At 60.0% G+C, this 22,271-nt stretch carries 23 protein-coding genes; 11 read left to right on the forward strand and 12 right to left on the reverse strand.

From position 1 onward, the window contains the following. Positions 1-54: 54 nt before the first annotated feature. The 4 genes from NL528_RS36780 to mgtA all read right to left on the reverse strand — a co-directional run bounded on the left by NL528_RS36780 (position 55) and on the right by mgtA (position 5,870). Positions 55-1,737, reverse strand: a complete 1,683-nt coding sequence (locus NL528_RS36780; protein ID WP_309185148.1) for an alpha/beta fold hydrolase — start codon at positions 1,735-1,737, stop codon at positions 55-57. Between the two features lie 171 nt (positions 1,738-1,908). Then, complete coding sequence (locus NL528_RS36785) at positions 1,909-2,373, reverse strand: hypothetical protein (RefSeq protein WP_309179261.1); 465 nt, start codon at positions 2,371-2,373, stop codon at positions 1,909-1,911. Between the two features lie 10 nt (positions 2,374-2,383). Beyond that, the gene (gene phbB / locus NL528_RS36790; RefSeq protein WP_309179262.1) at positions 2,384-3,109 is read right to left on the reverse strand and encodes an acetoacetyl-CoA reductase; all 726 of its coding nucleotides are present in this window, start codon (positions 3,107-3,109) and stop codon (positions 2,384-2,386) included. A 151-nt stretch (positions 3,110-3,260) separates the two neighbouring features. Further along, complete coding sequence (gene mgtA, locus NL528_RS36795) at positions 3,261-5,870, reverse strand: magnesium-translocating P-type ATPase (protein ID WP_375144096.1); 2,610 nt, start codon at positions 5,868-5,870, stop codon at positions 3,261-3,263. Positions 5,871-5,966: 96 nt separating this feature from the next. Here mgtA and NL528_RS36800 point away from each other — a divergent pair, with 96 nt between their 5' ends. Then, positions 5,967-6,350: a hypothetical protein gene (locus NL528_RS36800; RefSeq protein ID WP_309179263.1), complete on the forward strand. Its 384-nt coding sequence runs from the start codon at positions 5,967-5,969 to the stop codon at positions 6,348-6,350. A gap of 49 nt (positions 6,351-6,399) precedes the next feature. Here the strand turns inward: NL528_RS36800 and NL528_RS36805 are convergent, their stop codons facing one another. The 3 genes from NL528_RS36805 to NL528_RS36815 form a co-directional block, all read right to left on the reverse strand. Continuing rightward, the gene (locus NL528_RS36805; protein ID WP_309179264.1) at positions 6,400-7,239 is read right to left on the reverse strand and encodes a universal stress protein; all 840 of its coding nucleotides are present in this window, start codon (positions 7,237-7,239) and stop codon (positions 6,400-6,402) included. Positions 7,240-7,371: 132 nt separating this feature from the next. After that, positions 7,372-8,976: an AAA family ATPase gene (locus NL528_RS36810; RefSeq protein WP_309179265.1), complete on the reverse strand. Its 1,605-nt coding sequence runs from the start codon at positions 8,974-8,976 to the stop codon at positions 7,372-7,374. Beyond that, positions 8,973-9,956 (reverse strand): zinc-dependent alcohol dehydrogenase family protein, encoded by a 984-nt coding sequence (locus NL528_RS36815; RefSeq protein ID WP_309185151.1) that lies wholly within the window; start codon positions 9,954-9,956, stop codon positions 8,973-8,975. Before NL528_RS36815 ends, NL528_RS36810 begins: the two co-directional genes overlap by 4 nt. A gap of 195 nt (positions 9,957-10,151) precedes the next feature. Here NL528_RS36815 and NL528_RS36820 point away from each other — a divergent pair, with 195 nt between their 5' ends. Together NL528_RS36820 and NL528_RS36825 are read left to right on the forward strand one after the other, a co-directional pair. Then, a complete protein-coding gene (locus NL528_RS36820; protein ID WP_309179266.1) occupies positions 10,152-10,880 on the forward strand; it encodes a CBS domain-containing protein in 729 nt (242 codons plus the stop codon). Positions 10,881-10,939: 59 nt separating this feature from the next. Continuing rightward, positions 10,940-11,173 carry a hypothetical protein gene (locus tag NL528_RS36825; protein ID WP_309179267.1) on the forward strand — a complete coding sequence of 78 codons (234 nt, stop codon included), beginning with the start codon at positions 10,940-10,942 and terminating at the stop codon, positions 11,171-11,173. Positions 11,174-11,225: 52 nt separating this feature from the next. On the opposite strand, the gene NL528_RS36830 is transcribed toward NL528_RS36825, so the two are convergent. Continuing rightward, positions 11,226-11,645, reverse strand: coding sequence for a CBS domain-containing protein (locus NL528_RS36830; protein ID WP_309179268.1), 420 nt, complete (start codon positions 11,643-11,645; stop codon positions 11,226-11,228). Positions 11,646-11,671: 26 nt separating this feature from the next. Beyond that, positions 11,672-12,499 carry a universal stress protein gene (locus NL528_RS36835; RefSeq protein ID WP_309179269.1) on the reverse strand — a complete coding sequence of 276 codons (828 nt, stop codon included), beginning with the start codon at positions 12,497-12,499 and terminating at the stop codon, positions 11,672-11,674. A gap of 272 nt (positions 12,500-12,771) precedes the next feature. Here NL528_RS36835 and fixL point away from each other — a divergent pair, with 272 nt between their 5' ends. The 5 genes from fixL to NL528_RS36860 all read left to right on the forward strand — a co-directional run bounded on the left by fixL (position 12,772) and on the right by NL528_RS36860 (position 16,753). Continuing rightward, a complete protein-coding gene (fixL, locus tag NL528_RS36840; RefSeq protein WP_309179270.1) occupies positions 12,772-14,313 on the forward strand; it encodes a sensor protein FixL in 1,542 nt (513 codons plus the stop codon). Next, positions 14,297-14,920: a response regulator FixJ gene (fixJ, locus tag NL528_RS36845; RefSeq protein WP_309179271.1), complete on the forward strand. Its 624-nt coding sequence runs from the start codon at positions 14,297-14,299 to the stop codon at positions 14,918-14,920. Before fixL ends, fixJ begins: the two co-directional genes overlap by 17 nt. Before the next feature lie 106 nt (positions 14,921-15,026). Then, positions 15,027-15,395 carry a response regulator gene (locus NL528_RS36850; RefSeq protein WP_309179272.1) on the forward strand — a complete coding sequence of 123 codons (369 nt, stop codon included), beginning with the start codon at positions 15,027-15,029 and terminating at the stop codon, positions 15,393-15,395. A 119-nt stretch (positions 15,396-15,514) separates the two neighbouring features. Beyond that, positions 15,515-16,210: a helix-turn-helix domain-containing protein gene (locus NL528_RS36855; RefSeq protein WP_309179273.1), complete on the forward strand. Its 696-nt coding sequence runs from the start codon at positions 15,515-15,517 to the stop codon at positions 16,208-16,210. A 150-nt stretch (positions 16,211-16,360) separates the two neighbouring features. Continuing rightward, complete coding sequence (locus NL528_RS36860) at positions 16,361-16,753, forward strand: hypothetical protein (protein WP_309179274.1); 393 nt, start codon at positions 16,361-16,363, stop codon at positions 16,751-16,753. A 77-nt stretch (positions 16,754-16,830) separates the two neighbouring features. Here the strand turns inward: NL528_RS36860 and NL528_RS36865 are convergent, their stop codons facing one another. Both NL528_RS36865 and NL528_RS36870 read right to left on the reverse strand, forming a co-directional pair. Further along, positions 16,831-18,006 carry an NnrS family protein gene (locus tag NL528_RS36865; protein WP_309185153.1) on the reverse strand — a complete coding sequence of 392 codons (1,176 nt, stop codon included), beginning with the start codon at positions 18,004-18,006 and terminating at the stop codon, positions 16,831-16,833. Positions 18,007-18,143: 137 nt separating this feature from the next. Further along, positions 18,144-18,599 (reverse strand): pseudoazurin, encoded by a 456-nt coding sequence (locus NL528_RS36870; protein WP_309179275.1) that lies wholly within the window; start codon positions 18,597-18,599, stop codon positions 18,144-18,146. A 212-nt stretch (positions 18,600-18,811) separates the two neighbouring features. Here NL528_RS36870 and NL528_RS36875 point away from each other — a divergent pair, with 212 nt between their 5' ends. Continuing rightward, on the forward strand, positions 18,812-19,528 hold the full coding sequence (locus NL528_RS36875) for a Crp/Fnr family transcriptional regulator (protein WP_309179276.1): 717 nt from the start codon (positions 18,812-18,814) through the stop codon (positions 19,526-19,528). A 318-nt stretch (positions 19,529-19,846) separates the two neighbouring features. Here NL528_RS36875 and NL528_RS36880 read toward each other — a convergent pair whose 3' ends face one another. After that, positions 19,847-20,053: a DUF1858 domain-containing protein gene (locus NL528_RS36880; protein WP_309179277.1), complete on the reverse strand. Its 207-nt coding sequence runs from the start codon at positions 20,051-20,053 to the stop codon at positions 19,847-19,849. 149 nt (positions 20,054-20,202) lie between these two features. On the opposite strand from NL528_RS36880, the gene nirK reads away from it, so the two are divergent. Both nirK and NL528_RS36890 read left to right on the forward strand, forming a co-directional pair. Beyond that, positions 20,203-21,330, forward strand: coding sequence for a copper-containing nitrite reductase (nirK, locus tag NL528_RS36885; protein WP_309179278.1), 1,128 nt, complete (start codon positions 20,203-20,205; stop codon positions 21,328-21,330). A gap of 54 nt (positions 21,331-21,384) precedes the next feature. Then, positions 21,385-22,257 carry an SUMF1/EgtB/PvdO family nonheme iron enzyme gene (locus tag NL528_RS36890; RefSeq protein WP_309179279.1) on the forward strand — a complete coding sequence of 291 codons (873 nt, stop codon included), beginning with the start codon at positions 21,385-21,387 and terminating at the stop codon, positions 22,255-22,257. The last annotated feature ends 14 nt before the right edge of the window (positions 22,258-22,271 follow it).

Genomic DNA, 22,271 nt, shown 5'->3' on the forward strand with positions numbered 1-22,271 from the left:
GGTGTTGCCAAGGATCCGCCGTCATCGCGCGCCGGTACCGAGCGGCGCGCTCCCTCATTCACGGACATAGTCGCCGGGAGCATCCGGCAACCTGCCGCCGTCAGCAGGCGTAACGCCCATGGGTGGCGGCTCCGATGGCTCACCGGATCGTGCGGCCAACCACCTGGTCCATTCCGGCCACCACGATCCTTTGACCTGCGGTACCGTCCTCAACCATTCGTCAGGCCCGGTATATGGAGCATCTGCCGCCTTCGTCTTGACCTGATAGCTATGCGCCTGCTCGCTCGGCGGCGCCACGATCCCTGCATTGTGGCCCCCGCTGGTCAGAAGGAACGTAACGTCCGCATCTACCTGATAGTGGAGCTTGTAGACAGATTTCCAGGGAGCGACATGATCGCGAACCGTCCCGACCACGAATAGTGGCGTATGAATATCACACAGCGAGATCGGCTTCCCCTCAACGAGGTAGCGGCCTTCGGCCAGGTCGTTGTTGAGAAACAGCCTGCGCAGGTATTCCGAATGCATCCGGTATGGGAGGCGGGTGGCGTCGGCGTTCCAGGCCATCAGGTCGCTGGGCGGCGCCCGCTCTCCCATGAGATAGTCGCGGGTGATCCGTGACCAGATCAGATCATTGGAGCGCAGCAGCTGGAACGCGCCGGCCATCTGCGTGGTGTCGAGTACGCCGCGCTCCCACATTATGTCTTCGAGAAATGCGACCTGGCTTTCGTTGATGAACAAGGTCAATTCGCCGGCCTCGGTGAAGTCCGTTTGCGCGGCAAGCAAGGTGATCGACTTCAATCTCTTGTCGCCATCCCGCGCCATGGTCGCGGCGGCGATCGACAACAATGTTCCGCCCAGACAATAGCCCAGTGCATGAACCTGGCGGTCGGGCACGATGTCTTCTATCGTGGCGAGCGCGGCTTCCACGCCGAGCTTGCGGTAGTCGTCGAAGGCGATATTGCGGTCTCCAGCGTCCGGGTTACGCCACGAGATCATGAACACGGTAAACCCTTCACCGGTGAGATACTTCACCAGCGAATTGTGCGGCGACAAGTCCAAAATATAGTATTTCATGATCCAGGCCGGCACGATCAGGATCGGTTCCGGACGCACCTTGCTGGTGGTCGGATAATACTCGATCAGTTCGATCAGCTCGTTGCGAAACACGACTTTGCCTGGCGACGTCGCAACGGTCTCACCGACGCCGAAATCGTCGCCGTCAGCTGATCGCCTGCCCACCGACACAAGGCCCATCCAGTCGCTGCAAAAGTTTTGCCAGCCGAACACGAAATTCTGGCCGCCACTCTGGAACGCCTTCTGCAACACTTCGGGATTAGTAGCCGCGAAATTGGACGGGGCCAGCACATCCAGCAACTGCCGGATCGAAAACTCGACGATCGCCTCGTTCTGCCTGGAAACGCCCCGCACGCCGGTGGTTGCGTTGTGCCACCATTGCTCTCCCAGCAAAAATGCCTGTGCGAACAGGTTGAACGGTGGGCTCTCCCATTCTGGCCGCTCAAACCGCCGGTCCTGCGGCTGCGGCCTGATCAAGGACCAGGGCCCCTGCCCGGGCGAGAAATAATGCTGCGCGGACTCGAACAACCGCTTCGCGCCCACCAATGCATCCTGCGATATCTCGATCTGCCGCTGCGGCGACGCCGCCAGATGCGAGAGCCAGTCCGTATAGGCAAGCAACAGGGCTGCCGGTGAAATGCCCCCGGTCAAGCGCGCCAGCATCGCATGAAACGCGCGGTCGGCCTGACGTGCCTCGCCTTCCCGCTGCTGGCCGGCCTGGGGTGCTTGTTCGCTGCTGGGCGCTGTCGGCACGTCAACCGCGTCATGCGCCGGACAAGGCAACGCTGGTGCTTCCACCTTCGGCGAGGTCGATATCGGTCGCATGGATACTGCTCAGTTCAACGGATGGCTCTTGAACAGCTTCGAAGCGGCTTCGATAAGATGTTCGCCATTCCTCAAAAGCCGATTGCAGTCGCGGCGAACAAACTCGATCTGATGCCTGGCGCATTCCTCGTACATCGTCCCGATGTCTTTCATGGAGTGCGCGCCGGCCATCTTCGACACGAATTCCGACAACAGGTGCGTCTCGGTTTGCGCCCGTTCAAACATCTCGTTGCCGGCGAACACCAGCTCCTCAAGCATCAATTTTTCGGCGCCGAAAATGAAGTTGGTGGCGCGATTGCTGGCCTTGTCGGTGCTGGTCGCGGCCTCGGCCGCCGATTGCTCAGCTGTCGCTCCAACTGCTTCGGAAAATTCTGGCATGGACATGACGACCTCCGGTGAGAGTTTCATGCAAGACAATACGACTCTGCGCCGGCGTACACTTTGAGCTGCATCAAACTCAAATCGGGCCACCACCGTTGCATCCTCAGACCATGAATTGCCCGCCGTTGATCGAAATAGTCGACCCCGTGATGAAACCGGCCTCGGCGGCTGCGAGGAAAACAACCGCGCGGGCGATTTCACCGGGCTCGCCGAGGCGATTGACCGGGATGAGCGGCAGGATGCTCTTGTCCAGCACCTCCTTCGGCACCGCCTGCACCATCTCGGTGTTGATATAGCCCGGACAGATCGCATTCACCGTGATACCGGCCCTGGCATTCTCCAGCGCGAGCGCCTTGGTGAAGCCAATGTCTCCGGCCTTGGCGGCGGAATAATTGACCTGGCCGAACTGACCCTTCTGGCCGTTGATCGACGAGATCGAGATGATGCGGCCGAATTTGCGGGCGCGCATGCCCTCGATCACCTGACGCGTCATGTTGAACAGCGAGCCGAGATTAGTGTTGATCACGGCGTTCCACTGCTTGAGCGTCATCTTGTGGAACGCGGTATCCCTGGTGATGCCAGCATTGTTGACGAGGATCTCGACCGGACCGAGGTCAGCCTCGACCTGCTTGACACCGGCGGCGCAGGCGTCGAACGAACTGACATCCCACTTGTAGACGGGAATGCCGGTTTCGGCCTTGAATTTTTCCGCCGCCGCGTCATTGCCCGCATAGCTCGCCGCGACCTTGTAATCTGCGGCCTTCAACGCCCTGCTGATCGCGGCGCCAATACCTCTCGTACCTCCCGTCACCAACGCAACACGCATCATGGCGTCTTCCTCGCTTTGCTTTCGGAACTCTTGAGTATTGCGCGACGATCGCGACCACGGGTCCATTCTAGGCGATGGCCGGCTGATGGGATTTGCGGCAGGTCAATGATCAGGCAACCTCTACCGACCCGGTCGACTAGGTTCGTGCCGCCTAGAGTCCCCACTTCCGCATGAACCAGACTTTCACCAGATGAGTGAGTGCGGCATAGGTCACCATCATGGCCGCGACCAATGGCCAGTAGAGCCAGGGAAGCGGCACAAAACCGAGCGCGGAACCTGCCCATGTGAAGGGCAACGTCATTCCCACAGCGCAGATGATCACAGTCGTCGCAATCAAGGCCGGGCTGGCATGGCTCTCGATGAACGGAATTCTCGCCGTTCTGATGATATGGATGATGAGAGTTTGCGTCAGAAGGGATTCGACGAACCATCCGGTCTGGAACAACGACGGATTGCTCCAAGCATCGAACACATACAACATCATGCCGTAGGTGGCGTAGTCGAACAACGAACTGATCGGTCCGATGAAGACCATGAATTTGAAGATGTTGCCGATATCCCATTTTCGCGGCGATGCCAGATACTCTTCATCGACGTTGTCGGTCGGAATCGTGGTCTGGGAAAAATCGTAGAGCAGATTGTTGGTCAGAACCTGGATCGGCGCCATCGGCAGGAACGGCAGAAACAGGCTCGCTCCGAGCACGCTGAACATATTTCCGAAATTGGAGCTTGCCCCCATCTTGATGTATTTGGTGATATTAGCGAATACCTTGCGGCCCTCCGTGACACCCTCCTGGAGGACCATCAGGCTCTTGTCGAGCAGGATGATGTCAGCCGATTCCTTGGCAATGTCGACCGCCGTGTCGACCGAGATTCCCACGTCAGCTACCTTCAGCGCTGGGCTGTCGTTGATGCCGTCACCAAGGAACCCGACGACGTGCCCCTTGGCGTGAAGGGCGCGCACAACGCGCTCCTTCTGCTCCGGCGTCAATTTTGCAAAGACGGTGGTGCTATCGGCAATATCGGCAAGATCAGCGTCGTTCATCGAAGCTATCCTATAGCCGAGCAGGATTTCTCCAGGGTCAAGTCCTACCTCGCGGCAAATCTTGCGCGTTATGATCTCATTGTCGCCGGTAAGGACCTTGACTTGAACGCCTTTGGCCGCCAGCGCCGCGATGGCCGCGCGCACGCTTTCCTTCGGTGGATCGAGGAAAGCGATGTATCCGAGCAGCGTCAGATCGGCCTCGTCTCCAACCGAATAGGTCGTCTTTTCCGGATCCATCTCCTTGTAGGCAACCGCAACCACCCGAAAGCCGTCCGAGTTGAGCGCAATCGTTTGCTGCTTGGCGGCGGTAAAATGATTTTCGTCGAGCGGGCCCGATTCCGTTTGCAGGCAGTATTTGGAGCAGACGGCAAAGATCTCTTCGACGGCGCCTTTGCAAATCAGAATGTGCTTGCCATCCTCGCGCGAAACGACGACCGATAGACGGCGCCGCGAAAAGTCGAAGGGAATTTCATCGAGTTTGGCGTACCCGCCGGCAATGCTCAGTTGTTCGTGGAGTTCGGCATGAGCCAGAACTGCCTTGTCCAGCAGGTTCTTGAGCCCTGACTGGAAATGGCTGTTCAGGAACGCGTACTGAAGGACGCGTTCGGAATCACGTCCACAGATATCGAGATGCCGCTTCAGGATAATACGATCCTGTGTGAGGGTGCCGGTCTTGTCCGTGCACAAGACGTCCATCGCTCCGAAATTCTGAATGGCGTTCAGGCGCTTTACGATAACCTTCTGGCGCGACATGGCTATCGCACCCTTGGCCAGGTTCACCGTAACGATCATCGGCAACATCTCGGGCGTGAGACCAACTGCCACGGCCACGGCGAACAGCAGCGCTTCCAGCCAATCGTGTTTCGTGAAACCGTTGATGAAAAAAACCGCGGGCACCATAACCAGGATGAAGCGGATCATCAGCCAGGTGAACTTGTTGATACCCTTGTCGAAGGCCGTCGGCACGCGTCGCCCGGCAATCTCGTGCGCAAGCTGGCCGAAGAATGTCTTCGACCCGGTCTGTACGATCACCCCGGTGCCGTAGCCCGAGACCACGTTGGCGCCCATGAAGCAGAGATTTGGCAGGCCGAAGACATTCTCGGATTGGCCGTCGCACGCGTGACCGTGCCGTTCCGTGGGCATGGACTCGCCCGTAAGCGCGGATTGGTTGATGAACAGGTCCTTGGCTTCGAGCAGGCGCAGGTCGGCCGGTATCATGTCTCCCGCGGAAAGGCGCACGACATCGCCCGGAACCAGTTGCTCGAGGGGGATTTCATGAAACGGATCCTCCTCCGCTCGGCCGGGGGTACGCCTGACACTTGCGGTGGTGTGGACCATGGCCCGCAGCCGCGCCGCTGCTTCGTTTGACCGGTGCTCCTGGACGAAGGCCGTTGTGATTGCTAGGATGACCATGACCGCGATCACTATCGCAGCGCGGACGTCTCCCAAAACATACGACGTGCCCGCCAAGGTCAGCAGCAAGGCGTTCAACGGGTTGCGTGCTCGGCCCCAGAGTTCCTCAAGGATCGTCGCTTTGCGTTCCCGGGCGATGAGATTGAGCCCGATTTTCTTCAACCGTGCTTCAGCCTCGGCTTCAGAAAGTCCAACTGGATTTGAGGCGAGCTCAGCGAAGAGCGCATCAGGCTGAAGTCGGCTGATGGCCGCGAGCAGACCGTCGCGATCCACGGATTCCGCTCTTGCGTGATCGCTGCTCATGATTGGCTTCGCCAGGGCATTCATGCGCAGCACGATAGAGTTGGAATCCACCACACGACCCCTCCAAGGCAGGCCTCAGCGCGCAGGCTCGCCGAGATGGAAGTGCCGGCGTCCGAGCGCGATGACTTCGCGATCGGACGGGTGATCGCAGGCTTCGACCCGGAGGTTACGCGCCTTGGGGGAGCGCTGGCTTTCCCGGAGATATTTCAGCAGCAACGTTTTCTCGTTTCCCGGACCCAGAATGAGGATTGCTTCGCTGTGTTGGAGCGCCTCTTCGATCTGCTGGAAGAAGGCCGGGTCATCCGACGCTTTACCGGAGCCGATGGTATTGGCCTTGTGATGCAGATGCTCGGTCGGCGGGTGCGCATGAATCGTCAACTCATCAGCCGCATCCAGGCCCAGAAAGAAGACTTTGGCGACGAGATGGTCGATCCAGACGACGGCGTGGTTATGAACAGTCATGGCTTTCTCTATGGTTGAAACGAGGTTTGAACCCCGGGCCTTTCGCAGCGCATGCCGCGCGAGGAAGTCAATGCGACATCAGTACCGGGACCGTCATCGAATCGAACATGCCGCGGGTGACGCCACCGAGAATTCTCTCCTGAAATCGTGAATGACCGTATCCGCCCATCACCAGCAAGCTGATACTGCTGTCGGCCGCGATCGACAGAATGGTGCCGTGAACGTTGCCTTGGTCTGCGGTCAGCCGTTCAGTGCGGGCTTTGATGCCGCGCCCATCGAGATGACTGACGAGTCGATCTAAAGATACCTCACCCGCATTTTCCCGATCCTCGTTCACGGCAATCGCCGTCACGGTTTCGGCGGCTGTCAGGTATGGCATCGCGTCGCGCAACGCGCGCGCAGCTAACCGGCTTCCGTCCCAGGCGATTCCGACATGACGGCCGTCAAAGGGTCCCTTATGGATGTAGGGGACCATCAGCATGGGCCCGCCTGAATTGAAAAGGATCCCCTGAGGAATAATGTTGTCATAGCTTGAAAACGAGCGCTCCGGCTGGAGCACGACTGTCAAATCGTAGAGCCGCGCAAGCGTTCCGATGGTCTCTTCGGCCTCTGCGGGGATCGCAGCGACAGTCCTGACGCCATACGAGATCTCGGCGAGCCTGGCTTCGGTCGCAAACACAGAGATCGCGGAATCGGCCCTTTCCGACGCCCGCTCGTGTTCCATTTCCATCAAGGCGGCAACAGCAGTGCCGCCTTCGACCGCGAACCCGGCGGCACTCGTGGATTCATAGCCGATCGCGATCGCATCAAGATGCGATCCGCGCGCTGCCGTCAGCGAGACTGCGACGTCAATCACCGGTCTTGCCGGCCGCTCGGTCGGAATGTGAACCAGGATATTCTTGAACATCGTTGCTCTCCCAAGCATTCGCGAAGACGCGTAGCCCGCGTCATGGGTAGCCACCAGCAGATGTGGCCCGAGGGCCCATCAACCTCATTTTCGATGAGTAGCCGATGGACGCTGCATCACAGTTGATGCACATCAAGCCTGGTACGCGAGCCTCCCGCCATTGGCCGATGCGCAGTTGGCTTCGGGGACACAGGCGGCGCTTCGGCGCAGCGTATCTTCTGGCGCGCCAGACGCATCGACCACATGCCAGTCCATGGCACCAATTGCGGAGGTTTCCTGTTTCAGGGCGACGTCCCGCGTCGCGTCCGACGCATCGTGTTCCCGATGCGCGATCCGCGCCAGCCGGGTCGCAAGATCCGCCGTGAGAAACAAGCCGACGAAGCGCACACTGCGCTCACGCGCCAGATGGAAAAGCGCGGTCCGCTGGGCTTCCTGCATGAACGAGGCGTCGAGGATGACAGAGGCTCCCTGGGCAAGAACCCGTTGCGCGGTGTTTGAAAGAGCCTCGTATGTCCGGCACGACGCATCAGCCCGGTAGGCTTCGGCTGGCAGGGCGGTGGTTTCACTGACACCGAACAGAAGCTTGCGAACCACATCCGAGCGAACGATGACGGCCCCGGGCGGCGGCTCGATCATGCCCGCAAGCGAGCGCGCAAGGACCGACTTCCCCGTCCCCGACAAGCCGCCGATCGCGACCAGTACCGGCGGATTTGGCGTGATAAGGCGCAGCGCCAGATCGAAATAGCGCTTCGCTTCACCCCAGGCTGCCTCTTCATTCGCGGACCGCTCGCTCTTCATGAATAGCACGTGCGCGCGGATTGCCGCGCGCATTGAAAGCAACAGGGGTAGCGCACCGAGACCATCAAGATTTTCAGCCGACGCTCCGGCTAGGTACCAGTTGAATAGTGTGTTGGCTGCCGAACCGTTATTGAAATGGATCAGATCCATCAGCGTAAAGGCAAGATCGTAGAGGATATCCGTCGTGGCAATGACCGGATCGAATTCGATGGCGTCAAACAGCAACGGCTTGCCATCGATGAGCGCAATGTTGGCCAGATGGAGATCGCCATGGCAGCGCCGGACAAAACCTTGCGCGGCGCGCCGGCTGAGTAATGTGCGAAGTGCGCTTGCATGATCGTGGCTGCGGGCATCGAGCTGGTCTATGACGGCAGCTTCAAGTCCACGCACGACGCGAAACTTCGCAGTGTTGCGGTCGATGATGGAAGGGATGGACGCGAGCCAGCTTTCGCCATTGGCGCGCGGTGCCTTGTCGTGGGATTGCAAGATCGCCTCTGCAAGGGCAACCGCGAGCGACGGGTCGATCGGATTCGACTCGCCGATGCGATCAAGAGTCTGTTCCTCATCGAAACGCGCCATTTCGACTGCCCATTCAACCGGAGTACCAGCTCCGTCGATTTCAAGGGCACCATCGTTACCGCGCGTGATGGCGACGACCCGCCGGTAGAGTTCTGGCGCATTGGCGGCATTGACTCGCAATTCTTCTTCACAGGCTCGCCTGCGCTTCTTGAGGGTCGAATAATCGAGAAATGACAGCCGTACGGCGCGTTTGATCTTCAATACGCTGTCATGGTCGAGAAAAACCACCGAGGCATGAGTGTCGATCCGTTTGCCGCCTTTCGCAGTACCAAACCGGGAGCCATCGAGAAAATCGAGCACTCGTCGCTGGCGATCAGCTTCGAGGGCTGCAGCCGCATCGGCGGGCGGTTCCGGTGTCATGGCCGCAGCACCGCGGCGCCGGTGATCTGCCCCGATCGCAATTTCGACAGGACCTCGTTCGCTTCCTGTAACGGGAAGACGGTCGTATGCGTCTTGATGCCCGCCTGTGTGGCGACCTTGAAGAACTCCACGCCGTCGTTACGCGTGAGGTTGGCAACGGAAAGAAGCTGCCGTTCCTCCCAGAGGATATTGTAGGGGAAGGAGGGAATATCCGACATATGAATGCCGGCGCAAACCACGCGGCCGCCTTTTCGCACGGCCCGCAACGCCATCGGCACGAGCGAGCCGACAGGCGCGTAAATGATGGCCGCGTCCAGTGGAATTGGGGGCCGTTCTTCCGATCCTCCGGCCCAATCCGCGCCAAGGGATTTCGCCAAAGCTTGCGCCTCGGTATCTCCCGCGCGCGTGAACGCATAGATCGAGCGTCCCTGCCAGCGAGCCACCTGGGCGACGATGTGTCCGGCGGCGCCAAAGCCGAAGATACCAAGAGTCTTGCCGTCTCCCGCCATGACCAGCGAGCGCCAGCCGATCAGGCCCGCGCAGAGCAAGGGTGCGATAGCGACGTCGTCACCGACCTCGCCGAGAGAAAAGCAATAACGGGCATCCGCAACAAGGTGAGTGGCAAAGCCGCCGTCGCGCGTGTAGCCGGTGAACAGCGGCCGATCGCAAAGATTCTCACTTCCGCTTTTGCAGTAGGAACATTCGCCGCAGGTGTAACCGAGCCAGGGAACCCCGACGCGTTCGCCGATTTTGAGCGGGATTACACCGGGGCCGAGCGCATCCACCCGACCAACCACCTCATGGCCGGGAACGATGGGATATTTGATGCCCGGCAACTCGCCATCCACGACGTGCAGGTCGGTCCGGCAAACGCCGCACGCGCTGATCTTGATGCGCACGGTGCCCGGGCCGGGCGTTGGATCCTCCCGTTGCTGGAACTGGAGCGGCGCGCCGGGCGCGGTCAGGACCATGGCGTGCATCTCGTTCGCTGCCCTCACAACTAGCCTTCGCAGCGTATCTATAACTCCACGGCCACACTTTGATCCCCGTCAAAGTGGGCCGACCGTGCCCCTCTAACATGCCTCCGCCAAGACAGCCGCCTAACAAGGGGCGTGCGGGGCGTCGGCTTTTCAGCGGCGCTCCGCCATTTCTGAAGACGAACAAGGAGATCAGCAATGCGCGCCCATCAGATCATGACCCGGTCCCTCGTTACCGTCACGCCGGAAACCATCATCCTCGAAGCCGCGAACAAGATGCTGCAACAGCATGTCAGCGGACTTCCGGTGGTGGATGCGAACGGCAAACTCGTCGGCATCGTCTCGGAAGGCGACTTCTTGCGCCGCAGTGAAATCGGGACTCAGCGCAAACGCGGCCGGTGGCTCAAATTCATCCTTGGCACGGGGGAAGAGGCAACCGCCTTCGTTCACGAACACGGCCGCAAGGTATCCGAGATCATGACCAGGGAACCAATCACGATCACCGAGGATACGGCGCTCGAAGAGATCGTGAGGACGATGGAAAACAATCACGTCAAGCGCCTGCCGGTGATGCGCGGAGAGGCGCTCGTCGGCATCGTGTCGCGCGCCAACCTGCTTCAGGGGGTCGCGAGCCTGGTTCGCGAAATCCCCGATCCGACCGCCGACGACGACCACATTCGCCGCCGTATCATAGATACCCTGCAACAGAACGACTGGTGCCCGTTCGGCCTCAACGTCGTCGTGCGCGACGGCATCGTGCACCTGAGCGGCGTCATCACCGATGAGCGCTCACGGCAGGCAGCGATTGTCGGCGCGGAAAACGTTGCTGGCGTGAAGAAGGTTCATGACCATCTGTGCTGGGTTGATGCCATGTCGGGGATGTATCTGGAGTCCACGGAAGACGCCGGGATGGCAAAGGCAAGCTGATCCAGCCATTGACGAATCGTGACGGGTGCGGAGCAGTGCTTTCGATGAGAGGATAGCCGATGGGCGACATCACTCAATTCGTGGCTTTGCCATTCGACGTCACCAACGACGGCCTCATTCCGGGTGAGTCCTTTAAGTGCGCCAGCCCTGCCGCGGCGATATCGCGCGCCCAAGGGTTATGGAAGATATTCGGTCATGCCGGAGCCGTCGCGTTCATCCGCACTGGTTATCCGGTAACTGCCACTACGGTGCTTAGAAAATTTGGCAACGTACCTGATGACTTGCCAAATTAAGTACAAGCCGTCGGTATCGACTTATGCGCCGATCATAAATTATGCAGCTTGTTCACTCGCTGCGCGCCAGCGCTTGCATGATATCCTCACGCGCGATGATCCCCACCAGCCGCTGTTCGGCATTCAGCACAGGGATACTCTTCATCCGATGAACCACCATCAGCTGTAATACCCGCGTCAGCTTTGTCGTGGCATCGACATAGATGAACTCAGGGGTCATCACGTCTGCTACGGACCGTGCCATCAGCTCGTCGTAGCCCGGGACCATCCGTGCCGGGGTAAATGCAAAGCACTTCAAAAAGTCGAATTTGGTCACCAGGCCGACGGTGTCACCATTCTCGCACACAGGAAACGCGTTGAAATCCACGTCTTCGAACATCTTCTGGAGCTCGCGCATCGTCACGTCCCGCGTCACGGTCTTCACCGCACGCGTCATGTACTCTCCAGCGGTCGCCTCGAGAAATCTATACACGGCTGGTCCATTTCATCGTTTGCGTCCTAGCGGGACAGGAAAGAACATCGGCGCGGCTCCGTCGCCAAGTGGCGCGTGACTCCACCAAGCACCCATTCCTGGAAGCGCGAATGACCGTAGGCGCCCGCGATAACTACGCCGGCGCCGATGTCACCGGCAATCTCGTCAAGCTGATCGGCAGCTTTAGCCTTGGCTTCCGGAACGACCGTGCTCGCCACGATCCCGTGGCCGACCAGCCACGCCGCCACGTCCTCGACATGCCGGAGCGCGTCCGACGGATGGGTGCCCTCCTCCGCGATTTCCGCAATCGTGACGTCTTTGGCGGCGGAAAGGAGCGGCAGCGCGTCAAAGACTGCCCTTCGCGCTTCCCTCACGTCCTTCCAAGCTACCAGCACGCTTCTCAGATCGAGCCATTGGATCATCGGCGGCACGACGATGAGCGGACGACCGGCTTGCATCACCAGGCCATTCGGATCCGGGGCGGCGCACGGATCCACGATGGATTCAGCGCGCGCCCCGACCACCAGAACGTCCGCGGTCCTGGCCTGCTGTGCGACGTAAGCTACCGGCTGGGCCAGGGTCGAACGCCACTCCACGGATTTCGCACGCTTCTGAACCGACGCTCGAAATTCCGCTTCGAGCTCGGACAACCGCTTCCGAACCGCTTGTCCTTCCTCATCGATCAGCTTTTGCGCAAACTGGCCTTCGGCGAAATACAACGGCGGCCTGAGCTCGGACGCTGCGATACCGATAACCTTTGCTTCAAAGCGCTCCGCGATATCTCCGGCCACCGCGAGGCAGGCATCATTCGGCTTGTCCAGCGCCAGGCTGACCATTACGGTTTTGTAGTTCATGTCCTGCTCCACGCCCTGGCTCGATGGAATACCGCTGACGGCGATCAAGACCTTAGGGGAGCGACTCCAGATCGAATCTGACCTAGATCAAGACGATACGCTTCGGAGGTTGTGTCGGGCTGCAATCGCGAGCGTCAAATTCGCGGTCGCCCGATCGATAATGCCTTTTACTTCAAAGAGATAAGCACTTCTAACAGCTTCGTCGGTATTCCAATTTCCCGCTGATCGATCAGGTATGATACGTAGCGAGTTCGCAGAGCCGAAGGCGGAGCATGATTGACATCGACCGGCCATTTCGCAGTCAGGATCCGCTCGACGACAACGTGCGCAGCGGGCTCGAAGGATCCGGTGTCGGCACCTGGAGCCTCGAATTTTCGACCCAGGAATTGACCTGGTCGAACACCACCAGGAAGCTGTTTGGCGTCCCGCCGGAGCAGCCCGTCAATTACGGACTCTTCCTTTCCCTGCTGGATTCGCAAGATCGCGATCGCACGGCGCAGGCGGTGCAGAAATCGATCGAGACCGGGCGTAATTTCGACGTCCGGTACAGGATACACAGGCACTCGGACGCTGGGCACTGGGTGCGTACCTTGGGAGCGATCGTCAACGGTGCGGATGGCGAACCCGCAAGGCTCAGCGGCATCGTGCTCGACATCGACAATGAGAAGCGCGTCGAGGATGCCTTGAGGACGCGTGAGCGGCACTTTCGCTCGATCCTCGACACGGTACCGGACGCGATGATCGTCATTGACGAGCACGGCATCATGCAATTTTTCAGCAGCGCCGCCGAACGGCAGTTCGGCTATACCGAGGCTGAAGCGATCGGGAAAAATATCAGCGCGCTGATGCCGGAGCCGGATCGAAGTCGTCACGACGGCTATCTCGCCCGCTACTTGCGGACCGGCGAGCGGCGCATCATCGGCATCGGCCGCATTGTGACCGGCATGCGCAAGGACGGAACCACATTTCCCATGCACCTCACCATCGGCGAGATGCAATCGGGCGGGCAGCCTTATTTTACCGGCTTCGTCCGCGATCTCACGGAGCTGCAACAGACCCAGGCGAGATTGCAGGAATTGCAGTCCGAGCTGGTTCACGTCTCGCGCCTAAGCGCGATGGGGGAGATGGCATCCGCACTTGCCCACGAGCTCAATCAGCCGCTTTCGGCCATCAGCAACTACATGAAGGGATCGCGCCGGCTGCTGGCTGATAGCACCGACCCCAACGCGTCCAAGATCGAAGGCGCGCTCGATCGCGCCGCGGAGCAGGCTATACGTGCCGGCGAGATCATCAGGCGATTGCGCAGCTTCGTTGCACGAGATGAAACCGAGAAGCGCGTCGAGAGTCTTTCGAAATTGGTCGAAGAGGCCGGCGCCCTCGGCCTCACTGGCGCCCGTGAACAAGGCGTGATGCTACGCTTCAACCTCGATCCGGCGTGCGATCTGGTGTTTGCCGACCGGGTCCAGATCCAGCAGGTCCTGGTCAATCTCTTCCGCAATGCGCTTGAAGCGATGGCCACTTCGACCCACCGGGAACTGATCGCTTCGAACGCCAAAGCTGCCGATGATATGATCGAAATCGTGGTATCTGATACCGGACACGGATTCGGCGAGGATACCAAGATGAATCTGTTTCAACCGTTCTTTACGACGAAAGACACCGGCATGGGCGTGGGCCTCTCGATCAGCCGAACGATCATCGAAACCCACGGCGGCCGGATGTGGGCCGAGACAAATGGAGCGGGCGGCGCGACGTTTCGTTTCACGTTGCCGGCCGCGTCTGCCAGGGACCTGACACATGTCGCAGAACGATAAAGTTTATGTCATCGATGACGATCCGGCGATGCGCGACTCGCTGGATTTCTTGCTGGGTGCCGCGGGCTTCAAGGTGCGGCTTTTCGATTCGGCACAAGTCTTTCTGAACGAGCTCCCTCACGTAGAAGTTGGGTGCGTGGTCACGGACATCCGCATGCCGGGGATCGATGGCATCGAGCTGCTGCGTCACTTGAACTCGAACTCGGCCGTTCGCAAGCTCCCGGTCATTATCATGACGGGGCATGGCGACGTTCCCCTCGCCGTCGAAGCCATGAAGCTGGGAGCGCTCGACTTCCTGGAGAAGCCATTCGAGGACGAGCGGCTCGTCAGCATGATCCAAACCGCCCTTTCGCAGAATGACGTTGGCTCGAAGAGCGAGGCAATCACGGATGAAATGACCGCGCGGGTGGCTTCCCTCACCCCGCGGGAACGCCAGGTGATGCAGGGCCTGGTGACTGGTCAGTCGAACAAAGTAATCGCGAGGGAATACGAAATCAGCCCGCGCACCGTCGAGGTCTATCGCGCCAACGTCATGACCAAAATGCAGGCGGGCAGTCTCTCTGAACTCGTGAGGTTTGCGATCCGGGCCGGTATCCTAAAGGATTGAGCCAAATCAAGTCGAGCCGAGGGAGACGCGTTATTCTGCTCCGATGATAGATGCCCGACACATTCCATCTGGTCGTGCGGAAATCGGCCCTCCGCCCAGGAAATCGATGATTTACGTCATTGATGACGATTTCGACGTGCTCAAATCGTTGCGATTTCTGTTGGAAACCGAGGGGTTCGATGTACGGACATACCGCAGCGCAACGGCTTTGCTCGGCTCTCGGGTCCGGCATGAGGCCGATTGTCTGATTGTCGACTACAAGATGGCGGGAATCGACGGCCTGGAATTGGCGCAGAGGTTGCGCGATCTCGATATCACGACGCCGATCGTTTTGATCACCGGCTATGCCGACGAGAGCCTTCCCGCGAAAGCCAGCTCCGCGGGAGTGCGTCAGGTGCTAAGAAAGCCCGATCTCGGGGACAGCCTGCTGGCGTCCGTCCGCAACGTCATGGATCCCAGCTCGCCCGCCGGCTAGGCCTGCAAAACCGCCTCCGTAAAACCCCGTAGGGAAACCTCCCTAGGATATCGACCGAAATATTCAGGAGCGAATATCCTCAGTAAACCAAGCCATCACCGCATCGAGGAGATGGCGAAATGCTCACCCAGACGATCAGCGCCCCGGCAGCCACGGTTCTCAACGGCCGCCTCCCGCAAATTCCTCCGTCAACCGACCAGTTCGGTGTCATCGCCAGCTGTTCGGGCGTGATTGCGACCGAGTTCACTTACCGGAAGGAAGAGGAAATCTATGGAGAGGGTGAGCCTTGCGAATACGTTTACCAGGTGATCCGCGGCGCCGTCCGCACCTACAAGCTGTTGAGCGACGGACGACGTCAAATCGGTGCGTTCCATTTGCCCGGAGACGTCTTCGGGCTCGATGCCGGTTCGGCCCATCGCCTGACCGCTGAGGCGATCACCGACACCACCGTTCGCCTGGTCAAACGGCGGAGCCTCGAAGCGGCAGCGGGCTCGAACGTTCAGGTCGCCCACAACCTTTGGACCATGACCGCATCTGACCTTCGACGGGCGGAAGATCATATGCTTCTCCTTGGCCGAAAGACCGCAATGGAGCGTGTCGCCACCTTTCTTTTGGAAATGGATCGTCGGCTGGCGAAGGCCGGCATGATGGCCTTGCCGATGTGTCGGCGTGATATCGGAGACTACCTGGGTCTTACCTTGGAAACCGTGTCGCGCGCGCTTTCACAGCTCAACGATCAGGGCATCCTGTTGTTTTCCGGTGCTCGTCAAATCGTTCTCCGCAACCGCCAGCGCCTGGCAGACATGGACGCTTAAGCGGCAGCTCAAGCCTTCAGTTTAAGCCAGCGCCAAAGCATCGTTGTGCGTATGTGGAAGGAAACGCGCCTCGTTGCGGCTGGTAGCCGAGGCCTTTTGAATCGCAGACAAAGTTAAAACAGACATGCCTCTGGACAGTGAGGAGTGGAGATGCGTTCGGTCCCGCTCGCAGTCGCGATGTTGCTTGCAGCTGCGTCGCCCGCATCTGCCGAACCTGCGTTCGAAACCCGGGCAATCTGCCGGACAGCGATCGCATCGATCATGGGCCGCGATCCAAAGCTCATCCAAACGACCGCCAGCTCTGATGGCGTCGTGTTGTTGACCTATCTACGTCCCATAGACAACTTCGTTTGGGCTTATAGATGCCGACTCGAGGGCGATCGAATCGTATGGGCGATGGAACCGGGACGTTGGCGGGAAGATCCCAAGGACGACAAGGTCTCCTTTGAAGTCGTCGGCGCCGGCATGCAGCTTCGCATCATCGAAAATCATGTCGACGGATCGACCACGCAGCAGATGTTCGATCGCGATATGATTGAATGAGTCTGCACTGAACGAAGTGAATGCTCAGGAGCTTGGTCAACGTCTGGCAGGGCGAGATAGCGGGCTGGGAAATCGGATCAGAACCGGCGTGGTGACCAGAAGGCCACCGAATAAGCCGCCGCAAATCCGAGAAACGCTACAGCCCATGCAATGCCGGCGATCGCCAGCAGCGGACCCATATGATCGGGTTCCAGCACGGCGCAGACCCGCGCCACGGCTGCGACGATGACCGACGCGTAAACGATGTGCGTCGCCGGCGATGCTTCCAGTTGCCTTCCGGTATGACCGAGCGTCGCCCGGCTCATGACCGCGAGCGTCATGGTTCCGATCGCCCCGCCGGTCCAAGCGTGGATTCCGGCGCTCGGAGCAACAAGCTCGAAAGCGGCGAGCGCCGTGAGAACGAAGCCCACCGGGACGAACGCATAGGCGACGTGCAGGATCAGCACCATGCGATCGGCGAAGGTCCGATATCCGGTCCAGCGGACGAGGCGGACGAAGTGCATACAGCCGCAAGCCAGCAGCAACCCGCCGGTCGTCCGCTCCAGCGGCAAAGCGATCCAGAACGAGAGAACGAGCACGCTCAATCCGAGGGTCGCGACATCGAACCGGCCGAACGGCGTTGGCATCCGACCTGGCGCCCGTTTCGCGAGCCAGTTGCGGGTAAAGCTCGGGATAATTCTGCCGCCGATCAGAGCGATCAGGACGATCACGACAGCAATGCCGCTACGGGTGGCGTATTCCGCCAGCCCCGCCAGATGCGCCTCCACGTGAAACGCAAGATTTCCGACGGCGAGCAGGCTGATGACAGCAACGATCTTGAGATTGTCCCACTTCTTGCCCGCAATGATCTCCCGCGCAGCGGCAGCCGCGAGCAGGATGAGAAAGGCGACATCGATGACCGCGGCGGGAGCCCAGCCAATCCAGGACGACGTGCTGACGGCAACTCGGCCAGCGACCCAGACCGAGAACAGCAAGATGAGCGGCCTGCCCTGCAGCGGCAGCCGTCCGGTCCAGTTCGGCACGGCCGTCAGCAGGAAACCGGCAACGACGGCGGCAATGTATCCGAACAGCATCTCATGGACATGCCAGTCCCGAGGCGCAAACGCCGTGCCGAGCTTCAGGTGACCGTAAAAGGCCGGCAACCACACGAGGATGCTGGCGCCGGCGTAAACAGACCCGAAGAAGAAGAACGGCCGGAAACCGTACGAAAACAAAGCAGGGCCTCGATAGTCTCTCAGACGAGGTATCGGCATGAGTTTGACCTTGTCTCGACCGGTCTCGCCGGGATTGTAAGCGGACAACGCGGCGCCTCTTTGTCAGAGCACAAACAGGTCGCGAAAACAAAGAAAGCGGCCAGCAAAACCGCTTCCTTTTCTCGCTCGTGATGGAGCTATTTTGCGGCCGTCTTTGTGGCGGCAAGCTTCTCGAACAGCGCGGCAAAGACCTGCTTGGCCTTGCCGACCTGGAGCACGGCCTTGGCCTGTTCCTCGTTGGCCGGCGTTCCCACCACGATCATCGCCACCATGCCCATGCCGTAGTGTGGCATGCATTTGACGCCGTAAATCCCGGCCTGATCGAACTTGACGGCGATCTCTTCGCCGCTCTTTCCGGCAAAGGGCTCCGCACCGTCCGGCAGCATGCCCTTGATGCTCTCCGCATTATGCCCCTTATCGGCCGCCACGAATTTCACGGTATCGCCCGGCGCTATCTTCACCAATGCCGGCTCGAAGACCATCATTCCCTCGGTCCCCTTGTTCAGCATCTTGACTTCGACTTCGGCCGCGGTTGCGCCACCGGCCGCCGCTATCGCCGCGGCAACCACCGCCATCACTAAATACTTGCGCATCTCGATCTCCTGCTAATCCTTTGGTCTCGACCCAGACCCCATGCGCGCCTTCTAGCCCGCCGGCGCCGGACAGAACTTGTTCTAGCGCAAGCTCACGGCCGATTTCGGCGATGTATAGTGAGGCTGGGTCGCGATCCCGCCGAATGGCGGCGGCGGTTGCAACCCTTGGCCTTACTGTTCCGCCGTTTCAGAGCGACATCCGGAAAACTCCAATGGCCCCTATCAACCGTTCAATCGTCGCAAATATCCCCATCTTCGCGGGGTTGAGCGCCGGCGATCTCGACGAAATCCTGCGCGACGCCCGATCGGTGAGATACCCGAAGGACAGCAGCGTGTTCGACCAGGGCGCCGAGGCTCATGCGTTCTTCGTGCTGCTGCATGGCCATTTGCGCGTTGAAAAGACGACGCCCCAAGGTCAGCAGATCGTGGTTCGATACGTCTCGGCGGGCGAATTGTTCGGTGTCGCGCAGGCGATCGCCCTCCGGAACTACCCAGCGACCGCAATTGCGGTCGTCGACAGCGTGGCGCTGTCATGGCCATCGACGGCGTGGACCCGGCTCACCGCAAGATTTCCCACGATCGCGGCAGGCGCATTGCAGACGGTCGGAGACCGGTTACAGGACACGCAGGCCCGTGTCCTCGAAATGTCCAGCGAACAGGTCGAGCGGCGCGTCGCGCACGCGCTTCTGCGGCTGGCCAAGCAAGCCGGCCGAAAGGTCGAACATGGCGTCGAAATCGATTTTCCGATCAGCCGGCAGGACGTTGCCGAGATGACGGGCACCACATTGCATACCGTGAGCCGTATTCTCAGCGCCTGGGAGCAACAGGGTCTGGTCGAGGGTGGACGGCAGCGCATCGTGCTCCGCGATCCGCACAAGCTGTTCGGGCTCGCAGAAGGGCACGGTAAGCCAGACGGTGAACGCGGCTAGGCATGCCCGGCTATCGACTGATGGCTTGTCGACCAAAACTTCCTTTGTATGAACATTGACGAGGATCAATGCGTATCGGCCGTTGCTTTTTCATACGGCCAGAATGTCTGAGACACGTCCTTCGCCCCATCAGTGGCTTCCCATTTCCATCGCGCCCGAAGATTGCGACCTTCAACTCAGAGCGATCGGCAAGGATGGCATTCGTCCCTGGGGTTTCCGTGCCGGAGGCGCCAGGCCCTGTGGTTCAATGTTTGGGCAAACGAACCAGTTCTGATTTATCCGACACATTGGCGAATTTGGCGATGAGCTCAAGCGAACTCAACTCGAGACCGCCTGCAGCGCGGCCATAAACGCGGCCGGATCGACCTTGTGCTCCCGGATGGCATCGTCGACTGAGTGAAAGGCCGCGATCGGACAGCCGACACAGCTCATCTTGAAGTCCATGAAGACGCGTATGGAGGCAGGCCAGCGGTTCATTACCTGGTCGACCATCGTGTCCGCTGTAACTGTAATTTTTTTCATCATGCCAGTCTAGGCGGCCATCCGCACACTTCTTTGTGCGGCAACAAACAACTTTCCGGATTCTCCTCGAAAGCTTGCGTTGGCGCAAAGAGCGCTTCGTGCTTCCGGACATATTGATTTCACGAACCACAGGCACCGAAACAGGAGAGGTCATGATCACCCGAAGAACCGCGTTGCTGGGCGCAGCGATAGCCGCCCTTCTCGTTGCGGCTCCCGCACTGGCGGCTGACGATCTCAAGCTGCCACGCCAGGCCGTGGATCTGGTGGCACCGCCCTTCGTGCATCTGCACGAACAAGCGACCAAGGAAGGCCCGAAGATCATGGAATTCAGGCTAACCATCAAGGAGAAGGAAGTCGTCATTGACGACGCCGGCACCAAGCTGCAAGCGATGACGTTCAACGGCTCGATGCCCGGCCCGATGATGGTCGTGCACGAAGGCGACTATGTCGAGCTGACGCTGGTCAATCCCGAGACCAATACGATGCCCCACAATATCGACTTCCATGCGGCCACCGGAGGCCTCGGCGGCGGTGCCCTGACCCACGTCAGCCCCGGCGAGCAAGTCGTGCTGCGCTGGAAGGCGACGCGGACTGGCGTATTTATCTATCACTGCGCCCCGGAGGGCATGATTCCCTGGCACGTCGTATCCGGCATGCACGGTACGGTGATGGTGCTGCCGCGCGCCGGCTTGAAGGATCGCGAAGGTAAGCCGCTGCACTATGACCGCATCTATTACGTCGGCGAGAACGACCTCTACATCCCGAAGGACGAGAACGGAAAATACAAAACCTACGACTCTCCTGGCGAAGCTTTCGCCGACACGATCGAAGTGATGCGCAAGCTGACCCCGACCCACGTCGTCTTCAACGGCAAGGTCGGCGCCCTCACCGGCAAGAACGCCATGACCGCCAAGGTCGGCGAGACCGTCATGATCGTGCACTCGGAAGCCAACCGTGACACCCGTCCGCATCTGATCGGAGGCCACGGCGACTATGTCTGGGATACCGGCAAATTCGCCAACCCGCCGCAGAAGGACCTCGAAACCTGGTTCATTCGTGGCGGATCGGCGGGCGCCGCGCTCTACACCTTCCGTCAGCCGGGCATCTACGCCTATGTCAGCCACAATCTGATCGAGGCCGCCGAGCTCGGCGCCACCGCCCACTTCAAGGTCGAAGGCGAATGGAACAACGACCTGATGAAGCAAGTGCAACCTCCCGGACCAATTCCTCCCGCCAAGCTTGGAGGGGCGGAGCCTGCGAACCAGACTCTGTTGCGGTGAGGACGACGTGGCCTGCGGTGAAAGCCGCAGGCCGCGAATTGCGGAGGACCGATCATGCTGCTCGCAATGAAGATCAAGGTCGCGATGACCGTCGCGGCATTGGCAAGCCCGCTCGCGCTGACAATAGCTCCGGTCCGGTCGGCGGATGATGCCATCAATTCCGAGCTGGCCGACATCGTCGCGACAAGTTTCCAGTATCGAGCCGCCGGCGACTTTTCCCACGATGGCAAGCCTGCGGAAGCGCCGCTCCGTAACGAACGCCTGACAAGCAAGCTCAAAATCATGAATCGCCAGGTGACCGCGGGTGAATACGCGGCCTGCGTCGACGACGGCGGCTGCCCTCGGATCCCGTCCGGGATGGCGGACCGTCCGGTGGTGGGCGTCAGTTGGCGCGACGCGACGGCCTACGCCGAATGGATAACGAAGAAGACCGGAGTGCTGCATCGTCTTCCTTCTGACGAGGAGTGGGTATTTGCAGCAGGTGAGAAAGTCCGCGACGACGCTTTCGCTCTGGTCGATCCGGTCGATCCGGCACAGGCCTGGATCGCGCGCTACGAGGCTGAAGCCAACCGCGCGCGGCCGTTCGCGGTCGACCCCCAGCCGGTCGGCACCTTCGGGCGCAACGCGAACGGCCTGCAGGACATCGGCGGCAATGTCTGGGAATGGACCAACACCTGCTTCGTTCGCATGAACCTTGAGCCGAAGGGCGGTTCGCGCGTTACGAACACCAATTGCGGCGTTCGCGTCGTGCAGGGGGCACACCGGACCTATATGACCGACTTCATCCGCGACCCCCGCACCGGCGGCTGCGCCGCCGGCGCACCTCCCGCCAACCTCGGCTTTCGGCTGGTCGTCGAAAACGAAAGATGGCCCGCTTTGCACCGAATAGTGGCTGCAATTTTCAGGGCAAGCGAAACGAGATCATAGCCACGACAAATGCG

Origin of the sequence: Bradyrhizobium sp. Ash2021 (genome assembly GCF_031202265.1) — a bacterium.
Taxonomy (GTDB): domain Bacteria; phylum Pseudomonadota; class Alphaproteobacteria; order Rhizobiales; family Xanthobacteraceae; genus Bradyrhizobium.

Coding starts and splice junctions, on each gene's coding strand:
- NL528_RS36780 (WP_309185148.1), bottom strand. CDS start 1,737: ATGCTGGCGCGCTTGACCGGGGGCATTTCACCGGCAGCCCTGTTGCTT.
- phbB (WP_309179262.1), bottom strand. CDS start 3,109: ATGATGCGTGTTGCGTTGGTGACGGGAGGTACGAGAGGTATTGGCGCC.
- mgtA (WP_375144096.1), bottom strand. CDS start 5,870: ATGAGCAGCGATCACGCAAGAGCGGAATCCGTGGATCGCGACGGTCTG.
- NL528_RS36800 (WP_309179263.1), top strand. CDS start 5,967: ATGGAAGTGCCGGCGTCCGAGCGCGATGACTTCGCGATCGGACGGGTG.
- NL528_RS36805 (WP_309179264.1), bottom strand. CDS start 7,239: ATGTTCAAGAATATCCTGGTTCACATTCCGACCGAGCGGCCGGCAAGA.
- NL528_RS36810 (WP_309179265.1), bottom strand. CDS start 8,976: ATGACACCGGAACCGCCCGCCGATGCGGCTGCAGCCCTCGAAGCTGAT.
- NL528_RS36815 (WP_309185151.1), bottom strand. CDS start 9,956: ATGCACGCCATGGTCCTGACCGCGCCCGGCGCGCCGCTCCAGTTCCAG.
- NL528_RS36820 (WP_309179266.1), top strand. CDS start 10,152: ATGCGCGCCCATCAGATCATGACCCGGTCCCTCGTTACCGTCACGCCG.
- NL528_RS36825 (WP_309179267.1), top strand. CDS start 10,940: ATGGGCGACATCACTCAATTCGTGGCTTTGCCATTCGACGTCACCAAC.
- NL528_RS36835 (WP_309179269.1), bottom strand. CDS start 12,499: ATGAACTACAAAACCGTAATGGTCAGCCTGGCGCTGGACAAGCCGAAT.
- fixL (WP_309179270.1), top strand. CDS start 12,772: ATGATTGACATCGACCGGCCATTTCGCAGTCAGGATCCGCTCGACGAC.
- fixJ (WP_309179271.1), top strand. CDS start 14,297: ATGTCGCAGAACGATAAAGTTTATGTCATCGATGACGATCCGGCGATG.
- NL528_RS36850 (WP_309179272.1), top strand. CDS start 15,027: ATGATTTACGTCATTGATGACGATTTCGACGTGCTCAAATCGTTGCGA.
- NL528_RS36855 (WP_309179273.1), top strand. CDS start 15,515: ATGCTCACCCAGACGATCAGCGCCCCGGCAGCCACGGTTCTCAACGGC.
- NL528_RS36860 (WP_309179274.1), top strand. CDS start 16,361: ATGCGTTCGGTCCCGCTCGCAGTCGCGATGTTGCTTGCAGCTGCGTCG.
- NL528_RS36865 (WP_309185153.1), bottom strand. CDS start 18,006: ATGCCGATACCTCGTCTGAGAGACTATCGAGGCCCTGCTTTGTTTTCG.
- NL528_RS36870 (WP_309179275.1), bottom strand. CDS start 18,599: ATGCGCAAGTATTTAGTGATGGCGGTGGTTGCCGCGGCGATAGCGGCG.
- NL528_RS36875 (WP_309179276.1), top strand. CDS start 18,812: ATGGCCCCTATCAACCGTTCAATCGTCGCAAATATCCCCATCTTCGCG.
- NL528_RS36880 (WP_309179277.1), bottom strand. CDS start 20,053: ATGATGAAAAAAATTACAGTTACAGCGGACACGATGGTCGACCAGGTA.
- nirK (WP_309179278.1), top strand. CDS start 20,203: ATGATCACCCGAAGAACCGCGTTGCTGGGCGCAGCGATAGCCGCCCTT.
- NL528_RS36890 (WP_309179279.1), top strand. CDS start 21,385: ATGCTGCTCGCAATGAAGATCAAGGTCGCGATGACCGTCGCGGCATTG.